The organism is Microbacterium sp. ISL-59 (assembly GCF_018613945.1).
In the GTDB taxonomy this organism is placed as follows: domain Bacteria; phylum Actinomycetota; class Actinomycetes; order Actinomycetales; family Microbacteriaceae; genus Microbacterium; species Microbacterium oxydans_B.
On the sequence record NZ_JAGGPG010000002.1, the window covers coordinates 254,229 to 276,355 of the forward strand.

Below are 22,127 nucleotides of genomic sequence, written 5' to 3' on the forward strand. Positions count from 1 at the left end.
CCCCATCCCGCGAACGGGAAAGGCACCAAAGGGAAATCATACGCCACCGGGCGCGGATGCTCAAACCACCGGGTCAGTCGGGCTTGACAGTGACCAGGATCGGGCGGTGGTCACTCGACCCCTGCGGCAGCGTCGTGATGCGTTCGATCTCGAACCCGGCCGAGGTCGCGAAGTCGTAGTGCCCGCGGAACACGCGGTAGCGCGTGTAGGTGTGGTCGTCGCTGAGCGAGAGCGCGTACCCGTGGTCACGCACGGCCTGACCCAGGTTCTCTTTGAAGATCGGGTAGTTGTAGTCGCCGACCATGAGCTGCGGCAACCCCTCGCCGAGCGTCGCGAGCTCAGTGAGCGCCGCGCGGATCTGGTGCCGACGCAGTGAGTTCAACGCCGTCAGCGGCGCGGCATGGAAAGAGGCCACGATGAAATCCTGCGCGTCGTCGATGTCACGCAGCCGCGCGCCCAGCACGCGTTCATGAGCAGGTTTCGCGATGCGGTCGTGCAGCGACTTCTTCAACCCGAGAGTGCGGATCGACTGCAGGTGGTAGGCGCTCGACCGGTAGAACAGCGCGAGCCCGAGACGGTTGCCCTGCGTCGCATCCGCCAGCACGAGGTCGCCGATCTGCGCGGGCAGCTCGGGCACGTCGCACTCCTGCAGACACAGGATGTCGGGGTCGTGCTCGCCGACGATGGCGGCGAGTTCACCGGCCGCCCGGTGCTTCTGGAGGTTGTACGAGATGACCTTCATGACCGTTCCACGCTACTCGCCCCTGCTGTGCCTCGGCTCCGGATCGCGAACGCGGCTCGCACCGTCACGTCGAGCCCGCGTCTGCTCCGCGCGCGTGGCGAGCAGCTCGTCGGCCGGGTACCCGACCTCGGCGAGGATCAGTCCGCGGGCCGCCAGGACCTTGAACTCGCTGGTGCGCGTCAGGGCGTCGCGCAGCACCACGACGTCCTCGACGTCGAGGCGTCCCTCCCCCACCGCCGCGCACGCGCCGACGAGTGCGCGCACCATGCTGTGGCAGAACGCGTCGGCCTTGACCTCGGCGACGAGAACGCCCTCGGCATCACGTACCCAGCGGTAGTCGAGCAGCGTGCGGATCGTCGTCGCCTCTTCGCGCGGCTTGCAGTACGAAGCGAAGTCGTGCAGGCCGATGAGGCTGCGGGCCGCGGCATCCATCGCCTGTTCGTCGAGATTCCCGCGGATGTTCGTCGTATCGTGCCGGCGCAGTGGATCGAATCCGGCCTGCGCATCGGCGAGACGGTAGCGGTAACGCCGCCACACCGCCGAGAACCGGGCGTCGAAGCCCTCGGGAGCGATCGACGTCTTCGTGACGGTGACGTCGGAGTAGGCACCCAGCACCCCGCGCATGCGCCCGGCGATGGTCTCCGCCGGAGCCAGCGGAGCTCGCCCCTGCCTGGCCTCGATGCGCGACCACTGCTTCTCGTCGAGATCGACGTGCGCGACCTGACCGCTGGCGTGCACTCCCGCGTCGGTGCGGCCCGCGACGACGAACTGCACGTCGGAGCCGACGATCCGCGCGAGAGCCGCCTCGAGAGTCCCCTGCACGGTGCGGAGCGTCGGCTGCTTCGCCCACCCTCGGAAGTGGGTGCCGTCGTAGGCGATGTCGAGCCGGATGCGCACGGAGCAAGCCTAGGACAAGCCCGTCCGGCGCCTGGTCGACCCTCAGATGCCGCCGTCGATCGAGCGGATCGTGACGCTGGGCTCGTCCGGCACCATCACCTGCGTCTCGCGGTTCAGGCTCTCGCCGCGGAAGAACCGCTTCGACCGCGGGAACAGGTACCAGACGAACATCAGCACCAGACCGAACGCGAGCGAGCCGACGCCGATCACGAAGGTGCCGCCGATCCCGAACAGCACCGTGTAGCCATAGTCGACGTCCCACATGTCGATCGCGGACTGCACGAACGCCCAGGTGAGCATCAGCCCGCCCAGCAGCGGGAAGAGCCCCTTGAAGAAGAAGTCCCGCGGCGACGACGTCAGATCCTTGCGGAAATACCAGACGCACGCGAAGCCCGTGATGGCGTAGTAGAACGCGATCGCGAGCCCGAGCGAGAGGATCGAGTCCTGCAGGATGTTGTCGCTGATCAGCGTCATGCCGATGTAGTAGGCCGAGGCGACGACGCCCATCACGATCGTCGAGAACGACGGCGTCTTGTAGGTGGGGTGCACCTCCTTGAACTTCGCCGGCAGCGCGCGGTAGACGCCCATCGCCAGCGTGCCGCGGGCGGTCGGCAGGATCGTGGTCTGCGTCGACGAGATCGCCGAGATGATCACCGAGACCACCAGCACCCAGCCGAACGGGCCGAGCAGCCCGTCCTTGATCGCGAGGAAGAAGTCGTCGGCGTTCGCCTCGTTGCCGAGGCCCGTGCCGCTCTCCCCCAGCCCTGCGTACATCATGGCCGCGATGGTGACGGCGACATACGTGACCAGCAGGATGACGGTGGTCAGCAGCGCAGCGCGGCCGGGAATGCGCTTCGGGTCCTTGGTCTCCTCGTTCAGGGCGAGGCAGGTGTCCCAGCCCCAGTAGATGAAGAGGGCGAGCAGGATGGCCTCGGTGAAGCCCGACCAGTCGGTGAAGGCGAAGGGGTTCATCCACTCCCAGGAGAAGGGAGTGGGGTTCGGTGCCGTCCCGGCGAAGAACTGCCACAGCGCGGTCACCACGAAGATCGCGAGCGCCAGGTACTGGATGCCGAGCAGGATGTTCTGGATGCGCTCGCCGATCTCGACGCCCCGCCAGCTGACCCAGGTCATCGCGGCGATGAAGAGCACGGCCACGACGACCACGCGCCAGTCGTTGTTCTCGAGGTCCTGTCCGATCAGCGACCAGAAGTAGACCGAGGCGATCTGGGCGAGGTTGGCGAGCACGACCATTCCGGCGACCGCCACGCCCCAGCCGCCCATCCAGCCCACCCACGGCCCGAACGCCTTGGTCCCCCAGGTGAAGGTCGTGCCGCAGTCGGGCACGGCGTTGTTGAGCTCTCGATACGCGAAGGCGATCAGGAGCATCGGGACGAAGGCGATGATGAAGGCGATCGGCGCCTGCGCACCGACGGCGAGCACCACGAAGCCGAGCGTCGCGACGAGCGAGTAGACCGGGGCCGTCGAGGCGAGACCGATGACGGTCGACCCCCAGAGTCCCAGGGTTCCCGCAGCCAGACCCTTGCCGTCGGGTCGTTCCAGATGAATGGGCGTCGTTGCTGCCATGTCAGAACAGTAGAGCCACCACGGTTATCGCGTCAACGGTTTCTTCGACCGACCGAATCCGCAGCGAACGGCGCACGCTCGCGACGGATTCCGCAGGTTCAGGCCCTTCCGAGCATCCCGTCGGCATGGTCGGCGACCCATTCCATCAGCGGCAGCATCCGCTCCATGAGATCGCGGCCGAGCGGAGTGAGGCTGTACTCGACGTGCGGCGGCACCGTCGGGAGCGACTCCCGATGCACGAGCCCGTCCTCGGCGAGCGTGCGCAGCGTCGAGGCGAGCATCTTCTCGCTGATGCCGTCGACCTCTCGTCGCAGCTCGCCCCAGCGATGGGTGCCGTCGGACAGGCAGGAGAGCACGAGCACACCCCACTTGCTCATGATGTGGTCGAGGACGACCCGCGTGCCGCAGTTCTGATCGAACACGAACGGTGTGGATTCCTTTATCTGCGCGAAACTAACCGTCATGTGGGTACCTTACTTCAAAGTGGGTACCCGCAGATCGGAATGCGCAATGCCCGTCTCGAGGTTGTCGAGGGTGTCACTTACGAAAGGACCCTCATGACCATCCTCGTCACCGGCGCGACCGGCAACCTCGGACGCCTCATCATCGCCAGCCTTCTCGAGCGCGGCGCCGACCCGCAGTCGATCGTCGCCGGAGCCCGCGACACCGCGAAGGCCGCCGACCTCGGTGTGCGCGTCGTGCGCCTGGACTACACCGACCCCGCCTCGGTGGCCGCGGCCGTCGAGGGCGTCGACACCGTCGTGCTCGTGTCCGGATCGGAGGTCGGACAGCGGGTAGCCCAGCACCAGGCGGTCATCGACGCCGCGAAGGCCGCCGGGGTCTCCAAGTTCATCTACACCAGCGCGCCGAAGGCGACCACCAGCGACCTGGTCCTGGCGCCCGAGCACAAGGCGACGGAAGAGCTGATCGCCGCCGCGGGACTTCCCGCCGTGATCCTCCGCAACAACTGGTACACCGAGAACTACGCCGCCGACCTCGCCCGCGCCGCCGAGACCGGCGTGCTCACCTCGGGCACCGGTGACGGACGGATCGCCTCGGCCAGCCGCAAGGACTTCGCAGAGGCGGCGGCGGTAGTCGCGCTCGAAGACGGACACGTCGGCGAGGTCTACGAGCTGGGCGGCGACGTCGCCTGGACCTACAGCGATCTGGCCTCGGCCCTCTCCGAGGTCACGGGGCGCGAGGTCGCATTCGTCCCGGTCTCGTTCGACGACCAGCTCGCGGCCCTCCGCGAAGCCGGTCTCGATGAGGGAACCGCCGGATTCGTCGCCGCGCTCGACGCCGGGATCCGCGATGGCGCGCTGGCCGAGACCGACGGGACGCTCGCGCGCCTGATCGGACGCCCCACCACCCCGCTCGTCGAGGGACTGCGCGCGATCGCCTGATCGCCACCGGGTTCCGAGGGATGCCGCTCTTCTCCGAGGGCGGCATCCCTCGTCTCACCCTGCAGGCGCTGCTTCTGCAGGCTGCACGTGCACGACCGTCAGGGTGACACTGTCCCGCCGAAGGCCCCGCGTCGCGAGCACCGCATCGATCGCGGCATGCACGGCGCGAAGGGTGTCCGCCGATCCGGCAGCGGAATCCACCCCGATCGATGCCTCCACCGCAACGCCGTCGCCCACGGGAGCGACCGACACGAGCGGCTCGTCCTCCGGTCGCCCGCCGAGTGCCGCCGCTCCCGCGCGCAGCAGGTTCGAGATGAGCGAACCGGAGCGGTACACGGAGCGCACCCCGGGGGACGCTCGCACCGCCGTCTCGAGGTCGGCAGCGAGTTCGACCTGCACGTCCGCCGCCTTCAGCTCTCCTGCGTCCATGACGACACCTCCCTGATGTCCCGGATCGCGATGTCGATCGCGACGACGTTCAACTCCGTGTGCGCGCGAAGGGCCCGATCGACCTCGGCGCGGAGGCGGTCGGCGATCACCGGGATCGGCTGACCGTGCAGCGCGCTGGCGTCGATCTCGACGCGGATCGGCTCATCCGCGACCGTCACGTCGCCGATGAGGCGGCAGCGCCCGATGAGGAGTCCCTGCACGGTGCTCTCGGCCGAGCGGATGAGTCCGCGCACCGCGCCCTCGGTGATCCCGAGATCCGTCGACGGATCCGGGGACTCGAACGGGATGCGCCGACCCGAGCGCGCATCCATGGCGATGCCGCTGAGGATGCGGTCGACCCAGCTCGCATCGACCTCCGGTTCTGCGGCGGTCTCGGCGGCTATCAGCTCCGCACCGAGGCCGTGCAGTCGTTCGAGCGCGTCCAGCGCCAGCTGACAGCCGGGCGACTCGTCGATCGAGCGGTCGGAGGGCTGTCGTCCCGCTTCGAGGTAGTCGGTGAGCTCGTCGAGCGTGTGCCCGTCGAGATCGCTCGGTTCCAGACCGAGACGGCGGACTTCGGGGATGTCTCTCTCGTCGGTCATCGCCACTCCTCCATCCGTACGATCATGTATTTCCGGGCCCGCGCGAGCAGCCCTCGCGCGGTCGAGACGGGAATGCCCAGCTCTTCCGAGATCTCCTCGTAGGAGGACCCGCCGATCTCGCGAAGGACCCAGCATTCGCGCTGAGCCTCCGGCAGCTCGCGCAGCGCGGCACCGACGGCGGCGACCCCGGCGCGCACCTCGACCACCGCCGAGGGCGAGGCATGCAGCGGCGCCGGGCGATCGATCGAGTCGATGTCCACGACGGGTCGGGTCGCGCGGATGCGATCCACCGCCTTCCGGCTCACGATGCGCATCAGCCAGCTCTTCACCTTGGACGGGTCGTCGAGCTCGCCGAACCGCTGCCAGGCCGTGACGAACGACTCCTGCACGATGTCGTCGACGTCGGCCGAGGCGTTCAGCATCCGCTGCGTGTAGGCGCGCATCATCGGCGTATATCTCCGCACGAGCACGGCGAAGGCTTCGACGTCGCCGTCCATCGCGCGTCCGGCGACGATGCCGTCGTCGGCGTGCTCGAGCGCTCTGCGAAAGCGTTCCTCTTCCATCTGTTCCCCACCCCTCGATCCGAGTCCCACAGGAGATTCGGAACCGACGCCTCACCGGATCGGATCCTCGCCGACCGACCTGGGAGTGATCGGGGAGGGAGCCGTTCGGATCCCTCCCCGCACCCGTTACTTCTTGAACGCATCCTTGACGTTCTCGGCCGTGTCACGGACCTCGCCCTTGGCCTGCTCGGCCTTGCCCTCGGCGACGAGCTTGTCGTCGTTGGTGACCTTGCCGACGGCCTCCTTCGCCTTTCCGGCGACCTTCTCCGCAGCGGCCTTGATCTTGTCTTCAGCGCCCATGGCGTCTCCTTTTCTCATCGCACCCGGATCTCGGGTTCGTTTACTCACGCACGTGGTCCGTGCGTTGGTCTGTGTCGCCGTCGCGCCCGATCACCGCACCCTGATCGGCGAGCGGAATCCTTCGCGCCAGCGCCGATCCGAGAGGTGCAGCAGGATCGGGATGCGGGACCCCAGCAGTTCGTCCCATTCGTCGATCGCCGCCTCGGCCGCCGCGACGACGGTTGCCAGCGGTGCCCCCGGCCGCACGATGACCGCCAGCTCGACCGCGCGCGTCTGACCGACACGGTAGGTGCCGGTGCGGGCCGAGAGCACATCGGGTCGCCGGACCAGAGGCCCGGTGAGCACGGCGTCGACCACGTTGCGATCGACCGTCGTCCGCCCGGTGGCGGTATGCACGTCGAGCAGGGTCTTCGAGCGCCCACGTCGGCGCGAGATCAGGAACACCACCAGCAGTACTGTCAGCACCAGCACGGCGGCCACCGCGAGCAGCAGCAGCACCGACACCGGGCCGATGCCCATCACCTGCCAGGTCCAGCCGCGAGCGGATTCCCACGCGGCCGCGACTTCTGACGCCGGCCGCCGCACCCAGGGCGGCGGATCCCCCGCGGCGAGAACCCCTGCGGCGAGCGCGACGACTCCCGCGATCAGCAGTGCCGCACCCACGAGGAAGAGCACACTGCGGTTCACGAATCGGTTCGTCGCGTTCATGCCACCACTCCGTTCGGTTCGACGACCACGCGCGGGGTGGCCGAGAAGCCGATCCCGGCGAGGATGTCGCTCGCCGCGTCCTCCGCGTCGGCCACCCGGACGAAGACGCCGCTGGTCGGAGTGATGCGCACCTCGACCGTGCGTCGGCCGACGAAGACGGACACCCGGCTGCGGTCGACTCCGGCACGACGGGCGACCGCCGCAGCGATCGAATCGGCGATCACGCCATCGTCCACGAGCAGCGCGGTCCGTTCGGTGATGCGTGCCCGCCGTGCCCGTCGCCCCGGGAGCAGTGCGAGCGCGAGGAGCACGACGGCGAGCACCGTCAGCACTCCGCCGACGCCGAACAGCACTGCCGGCTGCTGCACCCCCATCGCGATCTCTTCGAGCCGGCGAGCCGCCGTGTCGCGGAAGCCGCCGTCGACGAGCCACCACACGGCGCCCGCGAGCAGCGCGATCAGGAGCACGGCACCGATGGATGCGACCCCCATCGACGAGGCCGTCCGGGACGCGTGCGTCTCCCGGCGCAGGACGCGGCGATACGTCGCCTGTTCGTTCGTCATCGCACTCTCCTCTCGGTGCTCCGCCGCACGCCCGAGTACCGGACGTCCACGGCGCCGACCTCACGGCCGGCCAGTTCTCGCATGCCCTCGATCAGACCGTTGCGGAGATCCTCTCCGCTGGTGACCAGGTCCGTTCCCCGCTTCGATGCCCTGGCCACGGGCACGGTGACCGCGATCCGCAGTGCACCGTGCTCATCCGACAGCTGCACCCCGACATCGCGGGCCGATACCCGGGCGACATCGTGCGCGATGCCGACGGCGAGCCGCTGCAATGCGCGGGCGGTGAAGGTCGTCGTCCCCCGGACGGCGTCTGCCTCCGCCCGGGATGAGCTGTCGGCCGTCATGAGGAGGAGCGCCGGCCCCGGAAGACCTCGGCGAGCGCCCGCAGGTCGAGCCGACCGTCGATGATGCGGCCGACGACCGCGCCCACCAGCATCGCCAGGGCCACGAGCACGAAGGCCCAGAAGCCCAGGGCCACCCAGGTCAGCACGAGGGCAGCCGCGGCCGCCGCGCCGATCACCGACGCGGTCACTGGACTCGCGTCTCCTGCGTGCCGTCGCCCTCGTCGTCGGAGGGGATGTGCACGTCGTTGACGGTCACGTTGACCTCGGCGACCTCCATGCCGACCAGTTCCACCATGGCGCGGTGGATGGCGGCGCGGACGTCATCCGCCACCTTCTGCAGCGAGACCGGGTACTCGGCGACGATCGTCACGTCGACCGCGACCTGCGTCTCGCCCACCTCGACGCTGATCCCCTGCGAGAGATCGGCCGTGTTGAGCGCCTCGCGGATGGCTCCCACCATGCGTGCGGCGCCTCCACCGAGTGCGTAGACGCCGCTGACCTCGCGAGCAGCGATGCCGGCGATCTTCGCCACCACCGCGTCCTCGATCGTGGTCTTGCCCGCAGCAGCCCCCAACTGCGGTGCGACGATCTGGGTCTTGGGCTGAGTACTGCCGGTCACATTCGCCATCTCGAGCTCCTTCATCCGTGTATCCGATCCCCCTGCGGAGTGCGGGTCGCCGTTCAGCGACACCACTAGGACGGATGCCGCGAGAAGAACGTCACAGATTCGTCAGAACTTTTCCGTCTCCGCTCGAGTCGACGCTCACAGTGCACTCCAAGGAAGAGAGTGCAATATTGCACTCCATGAGCGACAGTGCAGATTCATTGCGGGAGCAGCGCAAGCGCGAGACGTCCCGCGCACTCACCGATGCGGCACGCCGACTGACGACGGAGCAGGGCTTCGCGGGTTTCACCATCGAGGAGCTGTGCGCCGAAGTGGGTGTGTCCCGACGCACCTTCTTCAACTACTTCGAGAGCAAGGAGAACGCGGTCTTCGGGTTCGCCACCATCGACTCGCGCCAGGAGGCCCTCGAAGAGGAGTTCGCCTCTCAGCAGGGCGACCTGCTCGACGACTTCATCCAGCTGACGATCCGACGCTTCGAGCTGTTCAACCCGGTCGAGGATGCTCCGGCGATGTTCGCCGTGATCGAGCAGGAGCCGCGTCTGCTCAAGGCCGCGTTCGAGCAGCTCGCGAAGAACGAGCGTCGCGACATGGGCTTGATCGTCCGCCGCACCCGAGACGACGCCGACGCCGAGCTCCGCGCCGAGGTGATCGTGCACACCGTCGGCGCGCTCGTCCGGATGAGCATGGACCAGCTCCTGCACCACCAGTCCACCGAGCCGTTCAGCGACCTCATCGCCCGACGCCTCGACCTCGCCCGTTCGCTCTACGCACCGTCACAGAAAGCCCACTGAATGTCCGCCACCGCCACGAAGGATGCGCCCTTCCTGCTCACGAAGCGCCGCATCTGGATCATCTTCAGCGCCCTCATCGCGGGCATGCTGCTCTCCAGCCTCGATCAGACCATCGTCTCGACCGCCATGCCGACCATCGTCGGGCAGCTCGGTGGCGTCGACCACCAGGTCTGGATCACCACCGCCTACTTGCTCGCCACGACCATCGTGATGCCGATCTACGGCAAGTTCGGTGACGTCCTCGGCCGACGCAATCTGTTCCTGGTCGCCATCGCGCTGTTCACTCTGGCCTCGGTCGGCTGCGCCTTCGCCACCGACTTCTGGATGTTCGTCGTCTTCCGCGCCCTGCAGGGCCTCGGCGGTGGCGGTCTGATGATCCTGTCGCAGGCCATCATCGCCGACATCGTGCCCGCCAACGAGCGCGGCAAGTACATGGGCCCGCTCGGCGCCGTGTTCGGTCTGTCGGCCGTCGCCGGTCCGCTGCTCGGCGGCTACTTCGTCGATCACCTGACCTGGCAGTGGGCGTTCTACATCAACATCCCCGTCGGCATCGCCGCGTTCATCATCGCGCTCGTCGCGCTGAAGCTGCCGAGCAAGAAGGCCGAGAAGCCGATCGACATCTTCGGCGTGATCTTCCTCTCCATCGCGACCACCTGCCTGATCTTCTTCACCGACTTCGGCGGCGACAAGGAGTTCGGCTGGGACTCGCTGGCCACCTGGGCCTGGGGCGCCGGCCTGATCGTGGCAGCCACGGCTTTCGTCATCACGGAATCGCGGGTCAAGGACCCGATCATCCCGCTCAGTCTCTTCCGGAATCCGATCTTCGTGAACGCGACCGCGATCGGGCTGGTGCTCGGAATCGGGATGTTCGCGGCGATCGGCTTCGTGCCGACCTTCCTGCAGATGTCGTCCGGCACCTCGGCGGCGGAATCCGGTCTGTTGATGATCCCGATGATGGTGGGCCTCATGGGCACGTCGATCTTCTCGGGCATCGCGATCTCGAAGACCGGCAAGTACAAGATCTATCCGATCCTCGGCACGATCATCACCGGCATCGCGATGGTCTCGATGACCACGCTGTCGGCGGCGACACCGATCTGGCTGATCTGCACGTTCCTGTTCGTGTTCGGCGCCGGACTCGGGCTCATCATGCAGGTCGTCGTCCTGGTCGTGCAGAACGCGGTTCCCGCGGGCGAGCTCGGCACGGCCACCAGCACGAACAACTACTTCCGCGAGGTGGGGGCGTCGCTGGGCACCGCCGTGTTCGGCACGATCTTCACCACGCGCCTGACCGAGAACCTCACCGGGGTCTTCGCCGGGGCCGGCGCCTCGCCGGATGCCGCGTCGCAGGCCGCATCCACGATCGACCCCGCGACTTTGAGCACGCTCCCCGACGAGGTGCGCGACGGCATCGTCACCGCCTATGCGGATGCCCTGGCACCGGTGTTCTGGTACCTCGTGCCCTTCATCGCGCTTGCACTCGTGCTGTCGCTGTTCCTCAAGCAGATCCCCCTTTCCGATCAGGCAGGGCTCGTCGCCCGCGGCGAGGCGATCAGCGGCGAGGAGGCGGAGCGGCTGGAAGCAGAGCAGCGCGGCATCGCCCGTCCGGACGATCTCGCGACGGCGGATGCCGGGCCGACCGACACCGCCCCCACACCGACGGTCCGCTGACGTCCCGGCGCCCTCGCCCTTTCGATGAAGGGTGAGGGCGCTGCGCTGTCAAGCCCCTCCCTTTCCGCGAAGCGAGCGGTCATCCTTCATCGTGGGGACAGGTAGGAGAACGATGGAGCACGACCCGGACCGCAGGTTCGCCCTGGTGCACGTCAGTGACACCGACTGGGCGATCCACGATCTGCACTACCCGGAGGGCGATCACCGCCGGGTGGTCTGCACGATCTTCGAAGACGCCGCGACGGAGTTCGAGGTGCTGTGGCGGCGCGACCTTCCGCTTGCCCTGCGGTACAGCTCCGCCGAGGACGTGCTCGACGCCGTCCGGAGGTTCCAGGACGCCTCTCGGGCGACGCGGCCGATCCCGATCCCGCACCTCCCGCCGACGCGCAACCGGGGTGCGGGTCGAAGCACTCCTCGCTGACACGCCGAGACGCCTCCGCTGGACGCGAAGCGCCGGTCTGCGCAAAACTGACGTGAACACGCTGGCCTTCCCCCACAGCCTGGAGTCCCCATGACCTCTCCTGCACCCACCGCCACGTTCTGGAAGAGGTTCTGGGAAAAGGGTGGCTGGTGGCGAGCGCTCCTGCTCACGGCCGCGTACTTCGTCCTCTTCCAGCTGCTCTCGTTGTCGTTCACCCCGCTCGCCCTGAACATCGAGGAACCGAGCAGCGCGGCGGGCATCGTCGTGTTCTACGTCCTGCCCGAGCTCGTCGGTGCCGTCATCCTCGTCGCCTTCACCCTCTCGGTCGGGTGGCGGCGCGAGGTCTTCGGCCGGCAGCCGATCCGCGGCCGGGGGTGGATGTGGATCGCCATCGTGGTGGTGCTGCTGTTCAACATCCTCCGCTTCGCGACGATCGACTACGGCAAGGCGGGCTTCGACGTCGTGCTGACGTGGCTCCTCGCCGGGCTCCTGATCGGCTTCACCGAAGAGGTGCTCACTCGCGGTCTGGTGGTGAACCTGATGCGCAAGGCGGGTTACCGCGAGGTCGTGGTGGCCGTGATCTCGGCCGCGCTCTTCGCGGGACTGCACGCCGGCAACCTGCTCAACGGGCAGAACCTCCTCGCGACCGGATTCCAGCTGATCTACACCTTCGCCTTCGGCATCCTGATGTACCTCGCGCTCCGCGTGACCGGAACGATCATCGCGCCGATCCTGCTGCACGCGAGCACCGATCCGAGCATCTTCCTGCAGACCGCCTACCCCGCGGAGGGCGCGCTCACGGGCTTCGCCGGTCTCGGCAACATCGTGGTGGTCGTCGCCGGCTTCGTGACGATCTTCTTCATCCGCGGCCGCGTCGGCGGCACGCAGCCGGACTTCGCCGAGCAACGTCCGGCCTGACCCCGGTCACGCGTCGGTGCCGCGCTGCACCGACAGCGCCCACACCTGCTCGATCGGCGCGACCGCGTCTTCGCCGTCGACGCCTCGGAAGCCCTCGACGAAGCCCCCGATGTCGGCCTGCCAGGCGTCGTTCACCGGCGAGGCCTCGACGACACGCATCGCCGCTTCGAAGTCGTCGCATTCGACCAGGTGGAACAGGTCGCGACCGGAGCGCCAGATCGTCCAGTCGTGGATGCCCGCGACGCCGAAGAGGTCGCGTAGCGCATCGGGGATCCGGGCGTGGTGGGATCGGTAGTCGTCGACCGCACCCTCGGCGATGATCGAATGCAGTGCGATGCGCATGTGGTCCCCTCCGCGCTCAGATCGATTCCGGTGACAGGATATGCCCGGCGTGCTCCAACGCGGTCCACAGCGACTCCGGGATGCTCGCCGTCGCGCGGGCGACGGCCTCCGTCACCTGCTGAACCCCGCGCATCCCCACGACGGCCGAGACCACCTGCGGCATCCGCAGCGGATACTGCACGGCGGCCGAGGGCAGCGTCGTGCCGTGCGCGCGACAGATCTGCTCGATGTCCCGCGCCCGCTCCACGATGTCCTGCGGGGCGTCGGCGTAGTCGTAACTCACCCGATCGGGAACGGAGTCGCGCGCCAGCAGGCCGGAGTTGTAGACGGCGGCCGCCACCACGGCGACGCCGCGCTCGCGCGCGAGCCGCAGCATCCGCACGCTCGCGCCCTGCTCGAGCAGCGTGAGCCGGCCGGCGCACATCACGATGTCCGTGTCGGTCTGCTCGATCAGGTCGGCGAGCATTCCCGCCTGGTTCATTCCGGCGCCGTAGGCCCCGATCACGCCCTCGTCACGCAGTGCCGACAGTGTCTGCGCGCCCGTGGTCCTGGCGGCGTCGAAGTGGGCGTCCGGGTCGTGCATGTACACGACGTCGACCCGGTCGAGTCCGAGTCGCTCCAGGCTTGCCTCGACCGAACGCAGGATCCCGTCGCGGCTGAGGTCGTACACGCGCCGCACATCGGACGGCACGTCGAAGAGGTTGTCCAGGTCGCGGAGATGGGCGGTCTCCGGGCTCGGGACGAGGAGGCGCCCGACCTTCGTGGAGAGCACGTACTCGTCACGCGGATAGGCCGCGAGCGCGCGACCGAGTCGGCGCTCCGAGAGGCCGAGACCGTAGTGGGGCGCCGTGTCGAAGTAGCGGATGCCGGCGTCCCAGGCCGCGCGTACCGAGGCTTCCGCCTCCTCATCGGTCAACACACTGCCGAGATTGCCGAGCTGCGCGCACCCCATGCCGAGGATGCTGATGTCGAGCCCGCGATGCGCGCGAACGGGGATCATGAAGCCTCCACTGCGGATCCGTGGATGTGCGCCATCACGGCCGCACTCATCGGCTGGTAATCGTGCGTGTTCTCGACGACGCCGCGCACGATGAACTGGTCCATGACGACGATGCGGTCGGCGAGCGTCACCATCTCGGCGAGGTCGCTCGAGATGAGGAGGATCGCCATGCCGTCGTCGGCGAGCTGCCAGATGAGCTCATAGAACGCCCGCTTGGTGCGCACGTCGATTCCGACGGTCGGCTCGTCGATGATGAGCACCCGGGTCCGGGCGGCGAGCCACTTGGCCAGCGAGACCTTCTGCTGGTTGCCTCCGGAGAGCTGGCCGGCGAGCTGATCCTGGGAGCTGATCCTGATGTCGAGGGCGTCGACGTGGGTCTGCACGGTGTCGCGCTCCGTGCGCCCGGGGACGAACCCGAGCACCTTCGAGATCTCCGACCAGATGGTGACGGCGACGTTGCGCGTGATCGACTGCAGAAGGAAGACACCCTCCTCCTTGCGGTTCTCGGTGACGTAGCCGATGCGGAAGCGGCGCAGGGCATCGCGCACGGAGCGGATCCGCACCGGCCTGCCGTCGACCTTCACCTCTCCCCCGACGACCCGGTCGAGTCCGAGGATCGCTCGCGCGAGCTCGGTGCGACCGGCGCCGACGAGCCCGTACATCCCGAGCACCTCTCCGGGATGCACGGCGAGCGAGATGCGACGATGCCCGGCGGCGGTGCTGACGTCTGTCAGCTCGAGCGCAGGCGTGACGGTGCGGTCGACTTCGCGCTCCTCGACCTCGAGGTCGGCGAGGGTTCGGCCGACCATCCGCGCGACGACCTCGTCACGGGTCGTGTCCGCGATCGGCTGCGACGGCATGACGGTGCTGCCGTCGCGGAGCACCGTGATCGCGTCGCAGTGCGCGAACACCTCGTCGAGCTTGTGGCTGACGAGGACGATCGCGGTGCCCTCGGCGCTGAGCTGGCGCACCACCTTGTAGAGACGGTCGGCCTCGTCGTTGCTGAGCGAGGCGGTCGGCTCGTCGAGCAGGAGCACTTTGGCGCTCCGGTACAGGCCGCGGGCGATCTCCACGAGCTGGATCTGCGCGGCCGAGAGCTCACGCATGGGCGTGCGGGGATCGATGTCGAGGTCGAGCATGTCCAGGCAGCGCTTCGACTCCCGCCACACCTGCCGCCAGTCGACCGTGCCCGCGCGGCGGGGCATCGCGGAGAGGGCGATGTTCTCCCCCACGGTGAACTCGCGGACGACGTTGCGCTCCTGATGCACGACCCCGATTCCGGCGGCCATCGCCTCCAGCGGGTTCGAGAACGAGACCTCCTCACCGTCCAGGATCAGGCTCCCGGAGTCGGCGCCCTGCACACCGGTGACGATCTTGATGAGCGTCGACTTGCCCGCGCCGTTCTCTCCCATGAGCGCGTGCACCGAGCCCGCCTCGAGGGTCAGGTTCGCGTCGGCGAGCGCGGTCACCCCGGGGAACGTCTTGCGCAGGTTCCGGACTTCCAGTGCGACGCTCATCGCTTCACCTCCGCCAGTGCGGCTTCCGCTCGCAACGATCTGATCCTGCTGGCATGTCGTGATGCCTGCACCTCACGCAGCTTGCCGAGTGCCACGGTACCGAGCACGACCGCACCGACGACGAAGTTGACCACTTCGGCGTCGAAGCGGAAGATCGGGCTGGCAGCATCCACGAGCCGCACGACCATGGCCGCGAGCACGGTGCCGAGGACGGCCACGGTGCCTCCGGCGAGAGCGACGCCGCCGATGATCGGTGCAGCGAAGCTCGGCAGCAGCCAGTCGCCGCCGACGGTCGTGTTGACGCCGGGGAGGAACGAGATGCTCACCATCGCGGCGACGCCGCACAGCAGTCCGGAGAGCGTGTGGGCCACGATGAGAGCGCGGTCGGTCGAGATTCCGGCGAGCTGCGCGGCCGAGGCGTTGCCTCCGCTCGCGAGGAGTTTTCGTCCCGACACCGTCTGCGCGAAGTAGAGGGCGACGATCGCGGCGACCACGAGCGTCATCAGGAAGATCGTCGGGATGCCCAGGATCTCCGACCGCCCGAAGGCGGCGAGCTCGGGCCACGCCTTGCGCTCGATCGTGCGGGTGCCGACGAGGGCGTACTGCACACCGATCAGGATCTGCGACATCGCGAGAGTAACGATGAAACCGTTGATCCTGGTGCCGACGACCAGCAGACCGTTGACGAGGCCGAGGACGGCGCCGGTGAGCACGGCGACGAGGGCGCCGATCCACGGCGGGACGCCCCAGGAGGTGACGATCACGCCGGTGAAGCAGGCCGCGACACCGCCGATCGCTCCGACCGCGAGGTTGAGCTGCCCGACGCAGAGCGTGATCATCTGGGCGAGTCCGATCAGGATCGGCACGCTGACGAAGCGGAAGAAGCTCGTCATCGACACCGGACCGAAGAACTGTCCCGATGTCGCCATGCCCAGCACGGCGGCTCCGACCACGACGATCCCGACCAGCAGGAGGTTGTTCGCGCTGATGATGCGTTTCATCGGTGGGCCTCCGCCTCTTCGAGTTCGACGGCGAGGGTCGCGGCGGACTCCGTCGCTTTGGCGGGGCGGCGTCGCGCGAAGAGCAGCCGCAGCCGGTCCGTGGCGAGTGCCGCCAGGAGGATGACGCCGAGCAGGACGTTGAGCGTCTCGAGCCCGACCCCGAACAGCTCGAGCCCCTTGCGGATCACCGAGGTCAGTGTGATGCCGAGCGCGGTGCCGACGATCGAGACCAGTCCACCGGCGAGCAGGGTGCCGCCGAGGATCGGGCCGAGGAAGGACGAGAGCATGAACTCGCTGCCGATGGCCGGGGTGAACGATCCCGTGCTCGCGGCGAGCAGGAACCCGGCGATCGCCGCGAGCAGTCCGGAGAGGGCGTGGGCGAGGATGGTCCGGCTCGCGGTCGGGATGCCCGAGAGCTCTGCGGCCTTCACGCTGCTGCCGGTCATCAGGACTTCGCGTCCGCTGCGGGTGCAGGTGTAGAAGTACCAGATCACGGCCATGCAGCCGAGTGCGGGCAGGACCATCAGCGGCACGGCGTTCGACCCGCAGTAGCCGAACATACAGACGTCGGCGAAGGTGCCACGCCCGATGGTCTCGAACCCGGCGGGCGAGACCGTGAAGGCCTGGCCGGTGCTCCACGACTTGTACAGCGTGGGGATCAGCCCCAGCAGCGTGAAGCTCATCGCGAGAGTCACGATGAAGGAGTTCACTCCGGTCTTGGCGATGATCCATCCGGCGAGCGCGCCGAGCGCCGTACTGGCGAGCACCCCGAGAGCGAGTCCGGCGAGGAGTGGCAGGCCGAAGTTCTCGAACGCGGCACCGGTGACGAGCGCTCCGATCCCCGCGAGCTGTCCCACTGCGAGGTTCATGTGGCCGATCGAGAGCACGACCATCTGTGCGAGCCCGACGACCGTGAAGATCGCGATCGTCGTGAGCAGCGGCGCGATGACGAAGGGACCGTTGAGGAACGCCGGCTTGAGGATGGCCAGCGTCGTGACCAGGACGACGATCAGGACGACGAGGAGTGCGCGTGGTGAGCGGAGCTCGGCGCGTGCGGCAGTGCCCAGACGCGACATCAGAGCACGATCCTGTCGTCCATCGCATCGCGATCCCAATCGATGCCCAGACCGAGCGTCTCCGGCGCGAGGGCCTTGCCGTCTTCGATGGTCATGCCGGTCCGGGTGATCGCGCGCAGCTGCGGGATGTGCTCGACATAGCGTCCGTTCGGGACGGCGGCGACCAGGCTCACGTGCAGCTCCATGAGGAAGTGCGGGCACACGTGCACGTTGAACGACTCCGCGAGGTGCGCGACCTTGAGCCAAGGCGTGATCCCGCCGATGCGGGCGACGTCCACCTGGACGACTCCCGCGGCGCCGCGGTCGAGATACTCGCGGAACTGCGCGATCGAGTACATCGACTCCCCCACCGCGATCGGTGTCGATGTCGATGCCGCGAGGCGGACATGCCCCTCGATGTCATCGGCGGGCAGGGGCTCTTCGATCCAGCCGAGGTCGAGTCCGTCGAACAGTCGAGCACGACGGATGGCCTCCGCGCCGGTCAGGGACTGGTTGGCGTCGACCATGATGTCGAAGTGCGCGCCGACCGCCTCACGAACAGCTGTCAGCCGCTCGCGGTCCTCCTGTCCGCTCGGCTTGCCGATCTTGACCTTCACGCCTTTGAGTCCGGCGTCCTTCGAGGCGAGCGCTCCGGCCACCAGCTCGTCGGTGTCGAGGTGCAGCCACCCACCCTCCGTGTCGTAGAGGGGGATGTCACGGCGGAACCCGCCCGCGAGCCGCCAGAGCGGGAGCGCGGCACGACGCGAGGCGATGTCCCACAGCGCCGTGTCGACCGCAGCCAGTGCGAGCGAGGTGATGGCCCCGGTCGTCGTCGCGCGGGTCGAGGCGAACAGGCGGTACCAGACCGCCTCGATGCGGTCGGCTTCCTGACCGACGAGGATCGGGAGCAGGTGGTCGCGCAACATCGACAGCACTGCGCGACCTCCCGTTCCGATCGTGTAGGAGTACCCGAGGCCGTGCAGGCCATCGCTCGTGGTGAGTTCGACGAAGATCGTCTCCTGAGACACGAAGCTCTGCACGGCATCCGTGCGCTCGGTCTCGACGGCGACGTCCACGAGGAACGCGCGAGCATCGGTGATCGTACTGGCCATCGGGTACATCTCCTGGTGTGGGTCAGATCACTTGCAGGTGAGCAGCTCGTCGTCGAACTGCTTCTTCACCTTCTCGGCGAACGCGACGCGCTCGTCGTCGTACGTGTCGACGTTGTCCTTCGTGACGACGAACGAGCCGGAGTCGACGATCACACCGGGCTCGGCCATCTCGCAGGTGCCGCTCGCGAGCTGAGCCAGCACCCAGCTGCCCACATAGGCCTGGCCGGCGGGGTTCTGCGCGACCGTTCCGTAAACGGAGCCGTCGCGGATGCCGTCGAGGATGGTGGCGTCGTCGTCGATCGCGACGAGCTGGATCTCGAGGCCGGATTCGGCGATCGCCTCGGCGCTCGCGACGGCCGGGTTGTAGGCCGTGGTGACGATCGCGTTGATCTCGGAGCCGCTTGCCGCGAGGAGATCGGATGCCGCCTTCTGGGCCGTGGCGAGGTCGGTGTCGACGTCGGTGATCGTCTGGAGCAGGGTGACGGCGCCGTCGGTCTCGTCGATCGCGCGCTGGACGCCCTCGATACGGCGCTGCGTGTTGGAGTCGACGTTGTTGCCGGTCATGTGCACGATCGTGCCCTTGCCGCCGATCGCCTCGATCGCCGCAGCGGCAGCCTGGTACGCGGCCTCCTCGGTGTCGGTCGAGAGGCAGAAGGCGGCGAGGTTCTCGTCGCCGGCCGGACAGGAGGCGATGGATCCGACCGCGACGCCCGCGTCCGTCAGCTTCTTGAAGGTGGAGTTGATGTCGGTCGGCGAGACGCCGAAGATGCCGAACGCGTTGTAGCCGTTGGCCACGAGCGAGTTGATCACGTCGTTCTGCTTGGTCTGGTCCCATTCGGCGGTCTCGTTGAACGTGACCTCGCCGAGGCCAAAGTCCTTGGCCGCCTTCTCGCCTGCCTCGATCCAGGGCTGGAAGTACGGGTGGGCGCCGCCAGGAACGAGGGCGACGTGCACGTCGGACAGATCTCCGCCGGCCCCGTCACCGCCGGCGTCCGGATCGGCGTTCTGCGGGGTGCACGCGCCGAGCGCGAGGGTGAGGGCGGCGGCTGCCGCAATGACGGCGCCGAGCCGCACGTGCTGTGTGATGCGCATCTTTGAGCCTCCAGGAAAAGGGTTCCTTTTGAAATATCGTATTTGATCTTTCAAAGGATATGATGGCTGCACTCCGCCGCTATGTCAAGGGAAAGGTCGGATGTCTACGCTCGGTCAGTTGCCCTCCTTCACCCCCGGTGCGCGCACGATGCTCGGCGACGAGGTCTACGGCGCGCTCCAGCAGTCGATCCTCGACGGCACTTTCCCACCCGACGCGCGCATCAACGCGGGCGAGCTCGCTCGGCAGTTCGAGGTGTCGCCGACCCCCGTGCGCGAGGCGCTCGCCCGACTCGAGTCGGACGGGCTCGTCGAGAAGCTCCCCCTGCGCGGCTACCGCACGACCGATCTGCTCGACCGGACGCGGCTGACCGAACTCTTCGAACTGCGACTGCTGCTGGAGCCGGGAAGCGCAGCGAGCGCCGCCGAACGCCGCTCGGCCACGGATCTGAAGGAACTCGCTCACGAGGTCGAGGCGGGACGGACCGCGGTCGGAGAGGCGGACGCCTACCGTCTGCTCTCCCGTCATGACGTGCGGCTGCACGACCTCGTGTTCCGTTCGGCGCGGAACGAGACGGTCCGTCAGGCGTATGCGCGCACGCACTGCCACCTGCACACGTTCCGACTCGCCTACACGGGCGCGTACGTGTCCGACACGGTCGACGAGCACGCGGCCATCGTCCGCGCCATCACCGATGGCGATCCGGTCGCGGCCGCGGAGTCGATGCGCACGCACATCGAGCGCTCGCGCGACCGACTGATGCGCGTCGTCGACTGACGCCGAACTGCGGCGGCGGGGCGAGGGACACTTTATCCTCGGCCGATGCGACCGTCGCCAGAAACGACAAAACCCCCGGGATGACCGGGGGTTTAAGTCTGTAGCAGGAGCGGGGCTTGAACCCGCGACCTCACGATTATGAGTCGTGCGCTCTAACCAGCTGAGCTACCCTGCCGCGAGGCATCCGTCCGCGTGAGAAGAATGCTGCGAGCCCCGAGTCAGGATTGAACTGACGACCCCTTCCTTACCATGGAAGTGCTCTGCCACTGAGCTATCGGGGCGTGCTGCCCCTCGCGGGGCAACCGTACGAGAATACCATCACTGTGGCGTCCTCATGAAATCCGGGCCGTCAGTAAGACGTCCGCCCGGCGTTCTCCTTGAGCCACGGCATCGGATCGATGGTCGACCCGTTGACGATGAGCTCGAAGTGCATGTGCGCGCCGTAGGAACGGCCCGTGTTTCCAGTCTTGCCGACGACCGTGCCGACCTTCACGGTCTCGCCGGCCTTGACCTGCAGCGAACCGTACTGCATGTGCGAGTAGTGGCTCGTGATGACCGACCCGTCGATGACGTGGTCGATGTAGACGGTCACGCCGTAGGCGCCGCCCTGCTCGGTCGCGATCCGGACCGTGCCGTCGGCGATCGCCTGAACCGGGGCGCCGTCGCCGGGAACGAAGTCGATGCCCTCGTGCAGACGGCCGCTGCGCATGCCGTACCCGTAGCTCATGCCGACGCCGACCAGGAAGGGCCACTGGATGGCCGCATCGGGGTCGTTCGTGAAGATCTCGCCCGAGTAGTTGATTCCCTGTTCGGCGGCCACCTGGACCAGCGAGACGGTGCTGAAGTCATCGGACCGCGCGAGCGGCTCGTTCTCGACACCCGAGGGTGCGACGAACGCCTGGATCTCGTCATCGGCCGCTCCCTTCGCGTCGGCGGCAGCAGCCGAGACCAGCGAGGTGGCCGCGACCGAGGTTCCCTGAACCGCGGCGACAGCCTCGGCGGGAAGAGTCATGGAGACGGCGAGGAGGCCCGCGAGGCTCATCACGCCGACGCTGGCACCGACGGCCACGACCTTGCGGAAGTTGCGCGGGCGGCGTGCAGCGACGTGGACGGGAGCCTCGGGCTGCGTGGAGTACGCAGTGGACGGCGTGTGCGCGGCCGAGGAGTCGACCGTCGGGATCGAACCCGTACGGAAAGCTCGGGATGCACGCTCGAAGGCGTCGACATCGCCTTCGAGCGGCAACTCACTCGCCGGCTCCGGCGTCGAGTCGGCCGGTGCGGCGTCGATCTCATCGGCGGTCGCGATCTCGATGATCTGCTCCCCCGCGTCGACGACGACCGGGGTGGCGGGAACATCGGCGATGATCGGCTCAGGCGTCGCGGCGATGAAAGGCTCGACGGGTGATTCGACGACGGCGTCATCGGAGGCCTGTCGCTGGCGAGCGGTACGACGGGAAAGCGGCGCGACGGCCGCGAGCGCGACGGCTGCGGCTTCTGCGGCCAAACTGGGTGCCGTCGTTCCCGCCGCGGAGGCTTCGGGGGCCTCGGTGCGGAGTCGGCTGGACCGGCGCGTGGGCGCAGAGGCAGCCTGGGAATTCTCGAAGGGCAAAGCGTTTCTCTCGGTTGTGCGTCAAGCTTCGGGCGCAAACTCAGACTTTCACCTTCGGGTGGC

General features: G+C 68.0%; 27 protein-coding genes and 2 tRNA genes. 6 read left to right on the forward strand and 23 right to left on the reverse strand.

Going from position 1 to position 22,127, the window contains the following annotated elements:
- Positions 1 to 73: 73 nt before the first annotated feature.
- From J7E45_RS05360 to J7E45_RS05375, 4 genes are all read right to left on the reverse strand, one after another.
- Positions 74 to 742: an endonuclease/exonuclease/phosphatase family protein gene (locus J7E45_RS05360; protein WP_091035164.1), complete on the reverse strand. Its 669-nt coding sequence runs from the start codon at positions 740 to 742 to the stop codon at positions 74 to 76.
- A 12-nt stretch (positions 743 to 754) separates the two neighbouring features.
- Positions 755 to 1,639 (reverse strand): tRNA pseudouridine(38-40) synthase TruA, encoded by an 885-nt coding sequence (gene truA / locus J7E45_RS05365; RefSeq protein WP_215067680.1) that lies wholly within the window; start codon positions 1,637 to 1,639, stop codon positions 755 to 757.
- Positions 1,640 to 1,681: 42 nt separating this feature from the next.
- The gene (locus J7E45_RS05370) at positions 1,682 to 3,223 is read right to left on the reverse strand and encodes an APC family permease (protein WP_091035170.1); all 1,542 of its coding nucleotides are present in this window, start codon (positions 3,221 to 3,223) and stop codon (positions 1,682 to 1,684) included.
- A gap of 98 nt (positions 3,224 to 3,321) precedes the next feature.
- Entirely contained in the window at positions 3,322 to 3,687 is a 366-nt protein-coding gene (locus J7E45_RS05375) for a helix-turn-helix domain-containing protein (RefSeq protein ID WP_215067682.1), read from the reverse strand.
- Positions 3,688 to 3,780: 93 nt separating this feature from the next.
- Between J7E45_RS05375 and J7E45_RS05380 the strand changes: the two genes are divergently transcribed.
- Positions 3,781 to 4,626, forward strand: coding sequence for an SDR family oxidoreductase (locus J7E45_RS05380; protein WP_215067683.1), 846 nt, complete (start codon positions 3,781 to 3,783; stop codon positions 4,624 to 4,626).
- Positions 4,627 to 4,680: 54 nt separating this feature from the next.
- On the opposite strand, the gene J7E45_RS05385 is transcribed toward J7E45_RS05380, so the two are convergent.
- The 9 genes from J7E45_RS05385 to J7E45_RS05425 all read right to left on the reverse strand — a co-directional run bounded on the left by J7E45_RS05385 (position 4,681) and on the right by J7E45_RS05425 (position 8,763).
- Positions 4,681 to 5,055, reverse strand: coding sequence for a hypothetical protein (locus J7E45_RS05385; protein ID WP_215067685.1), 375 nt, complete (start codon positions 5,053 to 5,055; stop codon positions 4,681 to 4,683).
- Positions 5,037 to 5,657, reverse strand: coding sequence for an Asp23/Gls24 family envelope stress response protein (locus tag J7E45_RS05390; RefSeq protein WP_215067687.1), 621 nt, complete (start codon positions 5,655 to 5,657; stop codon positions 5,037 to 5,039). The genes J7E45_RS05385 and J7E45_RS05390 overlap by 19 nt, the downstream gene beginning before the upstream one ends.
- A complete protein-coding gene (locus J7E45_RS05395; protein WP_215067689.1) occupies positions 5,654 to 6,220 on the reverse strand; it encodes an RNA polymerase sigma factor in 567 nt (188 codons plus the stop codon). Before J7E45_RS05395 ends, J7E45_RS05390 begins: the two co-directional genes overlap by 4 nt.
- 126 nt (positions 6,221 to 6,346) lie before the next feature.
- A complete protein-coding gene (locus J7E45_RS05400) occupies positions 6,347 to 6,520 on the reverse strand; it encodes a CsbD family protein (protein WP_167634864.1) in 174 nt (57 codons plus the stop codon).
- 90 nt (positions 6,521 to 6,610) lie between these two features.
- Positions 6,611 to 7,228, reverse strand: a complete 618-nt coding sequence (locus tag J7E45_RS05405) for a hypothetical protein (RefSeq protein WP_215067691.1) — start codon at positions 7,226 to 7,228, stop codon at positions 6,611 to 6,613.
- A complete protein-coding gene (locus J7E45_RS05410; protein WP_215067694.1) occupies positions 7,225 to 7,791 on the reverse strand; it encodes a hypothetical protein in 567 nt (188 codons plus the stop codon). The genes J7E45_RS05405 and J7E45_RS05410 overlap by 4 nt, the downstream gene beginning before the upstream one ends.
- Positions 7,788 to 8,135, reverse strand: a complete 348-nt coding sequence (locus J7E45_RS05415) for a hypothetical protein (protein ID WP_167634861.1) — start codon at positions 8,133 to 8,135, stop codon at positions 7,788 to 7,790. Before J7E45_RS05415 ends, J7E45_RS05410 begins: the two co-directional genes overlap by 4 nt.
- Positions 8,132 to 8,323, reverse strand: coding sequence for a hypothetical protein (locus tag J7E45_RS05420; RefSeq protein ID WP_215067696.1), 192 nt, complete (start codon positions 8,321 to 8,323; stop codon positions 8,132 to 8,134). Before J7E45_RS05420 ends, J7E45_RS05415 begins: the two co-directional genes overlap by 4 nt.
- Entirely contained in the window at positions 8,320 to 8,763 is a 444-nt protein-coding gene (locus J7E45_RS05425; RefSeq protein WP_237682523.1) for an Asp23/Gls24 family envelope stress response protein, read from the reverse strand. Before J7E45_RS05425 ends, J7E45_RS05420 begins: the two co-directional genes overlap by 4 nt.
- 176 nt (positions 8,764 to 8,939) lie before the next feature.
- Here J7E45_RS05425 and J7E45_RS05430 point away from each other — a divergent pair, with 176 nt between their 5' ends.
- The 4 genes from J7E45_RS05430 to J7E45_RS05445 all read left to right on the forward strand — a co-directional run bounded on the left by J7E45_RS05430 (position 8,940) and on the right by J7E45_RS05445 (position 12,561).
- Positions 8,940 to 9,551, forward strand: coding sequence for a TetR/AcrR family transcriptional regulator (locus J7E45_RS05430; protein WP_215067699.1), 612 nt, complete (start codon positions 8,940 to 8,942; stop codon positions 9,549 to 9,551).
- The gene (locus tag J7E45_RS05435; protein ID WP_091035189.1) at positions 9,552 to 11,222 is read left to right on the forward strand and encodes an MDR family MFS transporter; all 1,671 of its coding nucleotides are present in this window, start codon (positions 9,552 to 9,554) and stop codon (positions 11,220 to 11,222) included.
- A 112-nt stretch (positions 11,223 to 11,334) separates the two neighbouring features.
- Entirely contained in the window at positions 11,335 to 11,643 is a 309-nt protein-coding gene (locus J7E45_RS05440; protein ID WP_215067701.1) for a hypothetical protein, read from the forward strand.
- A 90-nt stretch (positions 11,644 to 11,733) separates the two neighbouring features.
- Positions 11,734 to 12,561 (forward strand): type II CAAX prenyl endopeptidase Rce1 family protein, encoded by an 828-nt coding sequence (locus J7E45_RS05445; RefSeq protein ID WP_215067703.1) that lies wholly within the window; start codon positions 11,734 to 11,736, stop codon positions 12,559 to 12,561.
- A 6-nt stretch (positions 12,562 to 12,567) separates the two neighbouring features.
- Here the strand turns inward: J7E45_RS05445 and J7E45_RS05450 are convergent, their stop codons facing one another.
- Genes J7E45_RS05450 through J7E45_RS05480 form a run of 7 tightly spaced genes read right to left on the reverse strand, consistent with a single transcriptional unit; the run spans position 12,568 to position 19,680 of the window.
- The gene (locus J7E45_RS05450; protein ID WP_215067705.1) at positions 12,568 to 12,903 is read right to left on the reverse strand and encodes an L-rhamnose mutarotase; all 336 of its coding nucleotides are present in this window, start codon (positions 12,901 to 12,903) and stop codon (positions 12,568 to 12,570) included.
- Between the two features lie 16 nt (positions 12,904 to 12,919).
- The gene (locus tag J7E45_RS05455; protein WP_215067706.1) at positions 12,920 to 13,903 is read right to left on the reverse strand and encodes an aldo/keto reductase; all 984 of its coding nucleotides are present in this window, start codon (positions 13,901 to 13,903) and stop codon (positions 12,920 to 12,922) included.
- Positions 13,900 to 15,420 carry a sugar ABC transporter ATP-binding protein gene (locus tag J7E45_RS05460; protein ID WP_215067710.1) on the reverse strand — a complete coding sequence of 507 codons (1,521 nt, stop codon included), beginning with the start codon at positions 15,418 to 15,420 and terminating at the stop codon, positions 13,900 to 13,902. The genes J7E45_RS05455 and J7E45_RS05460 overlap by 4 nt, the downstream gene beginning before the upstream one ends.
- Complete coding sequence (locus J7E45_RS05465) at positions 15,417 to 16,421, reverse strand: ABC transporter permease (RefSeq protein WP_167634852.1); 1,005 nt, start codon at positions 16,419 to 16,421, stop codon at positions 15,417 to 15,419. The genes J7E45_RS05460 and J7E45_RS05465 overlap by 4 nt, the downstream gene beginning before the upstream one ends.
- Entirely contained in the window at positions 16,418 to 17,497 is a 1,080-nt protein-coding gene (locus J7E45_RS05470) for an ABC transporter permease (protein WP_215067712.1), read from the reverse strand. Before J7E45_RS05470 ends, J7E45_RS05465 begins: the two co-directional genes overlap by 4 nt.
- Positions 17,497 to 18,588 carry a mandelate racemase/muconate lactonizing enzyme family protein gene (locus J7E45_RS05475; protein ID WP_251053481.1) on the reverse strand — a complete coding sequence of 364 codons (1,092 nt, stop codon included), beginning with the start codon at positions 18,586 to 18,588 and terminating at the stop codon, positions 17,497 to 17,499. The genes J7E45_RS05470 and J7E45_RS05475 overlap by 1 nt, the downstream gene beginning before the upstream one ends.
- Before the next feature lie 27 nt (positions 18,589 to 18,615).
- Positions 18,616 to 19,680: a substrate-binding domain-containing protein gene (locus tag J7E45_RS05480; protein WP_215067716.1), complete on the reverse strand. Its 1,065-nt coding sequence runs from the start codon at positions 19,678 to 19,680 to the stop codon at positions 18,616 to 18,618.
- A 100-nt stretch (positions 19,681 to 19,780) separates the two neighbouring features.
- On the opposite strand from J7E45_RS05480, the gene J7E45_RS05485 reads away from it, so the two are divergent.
- Positions 19,781 to 20,455 (forward strand): GntR family transcriptional regulator, encoded by a 675-nt coding sequence (locus J7E45_RS05485; RefSeq protein WP_091035208.1) that lies wholly within the window; start codon positions 19,781 to 19,783, stop codon positions 20,453 to 20,455.
- A 101-nt stretch (positions 20,456 to 20,556) separates the two neighbouring features.
- Here the strand turns inward: J7E45_RS05485 and J7E45_RS05490 are convergent.
- The 3 genes from J7E45_RS05490 to J7E45_RS05500 form a co-directional block, all read right to left on the reverse strand.
- Positions 20,557 to 20,630 (reverse strand) — tRNA-Met (locus tag J7E45_RS05490).
- Between the two features lie 34 nt (positions 20,631 to 20,664).
- A tRNA-Thr gene (locus tag J7E45_RS05495) sits at positions 20,665 to 20,736 on the reverse strand.
- A 68-nt stretch (positions 20,737 to 20,804) separates the two neighbouring features.
- On the reverse strand, positions 20,805 to 21,959 hold the full coding sequence (locus J7E45_RS05500) for a M23 family metallopeptidase (RefSeq protein ID WP_251053482.1): 1,155 nt from the start codon (positions 21,957 to 21,959) through the stop codon (positions 20,805 to 20,807).
- Positions 21,960 to 22,127 lie beyond the last annotated feature (168 nt).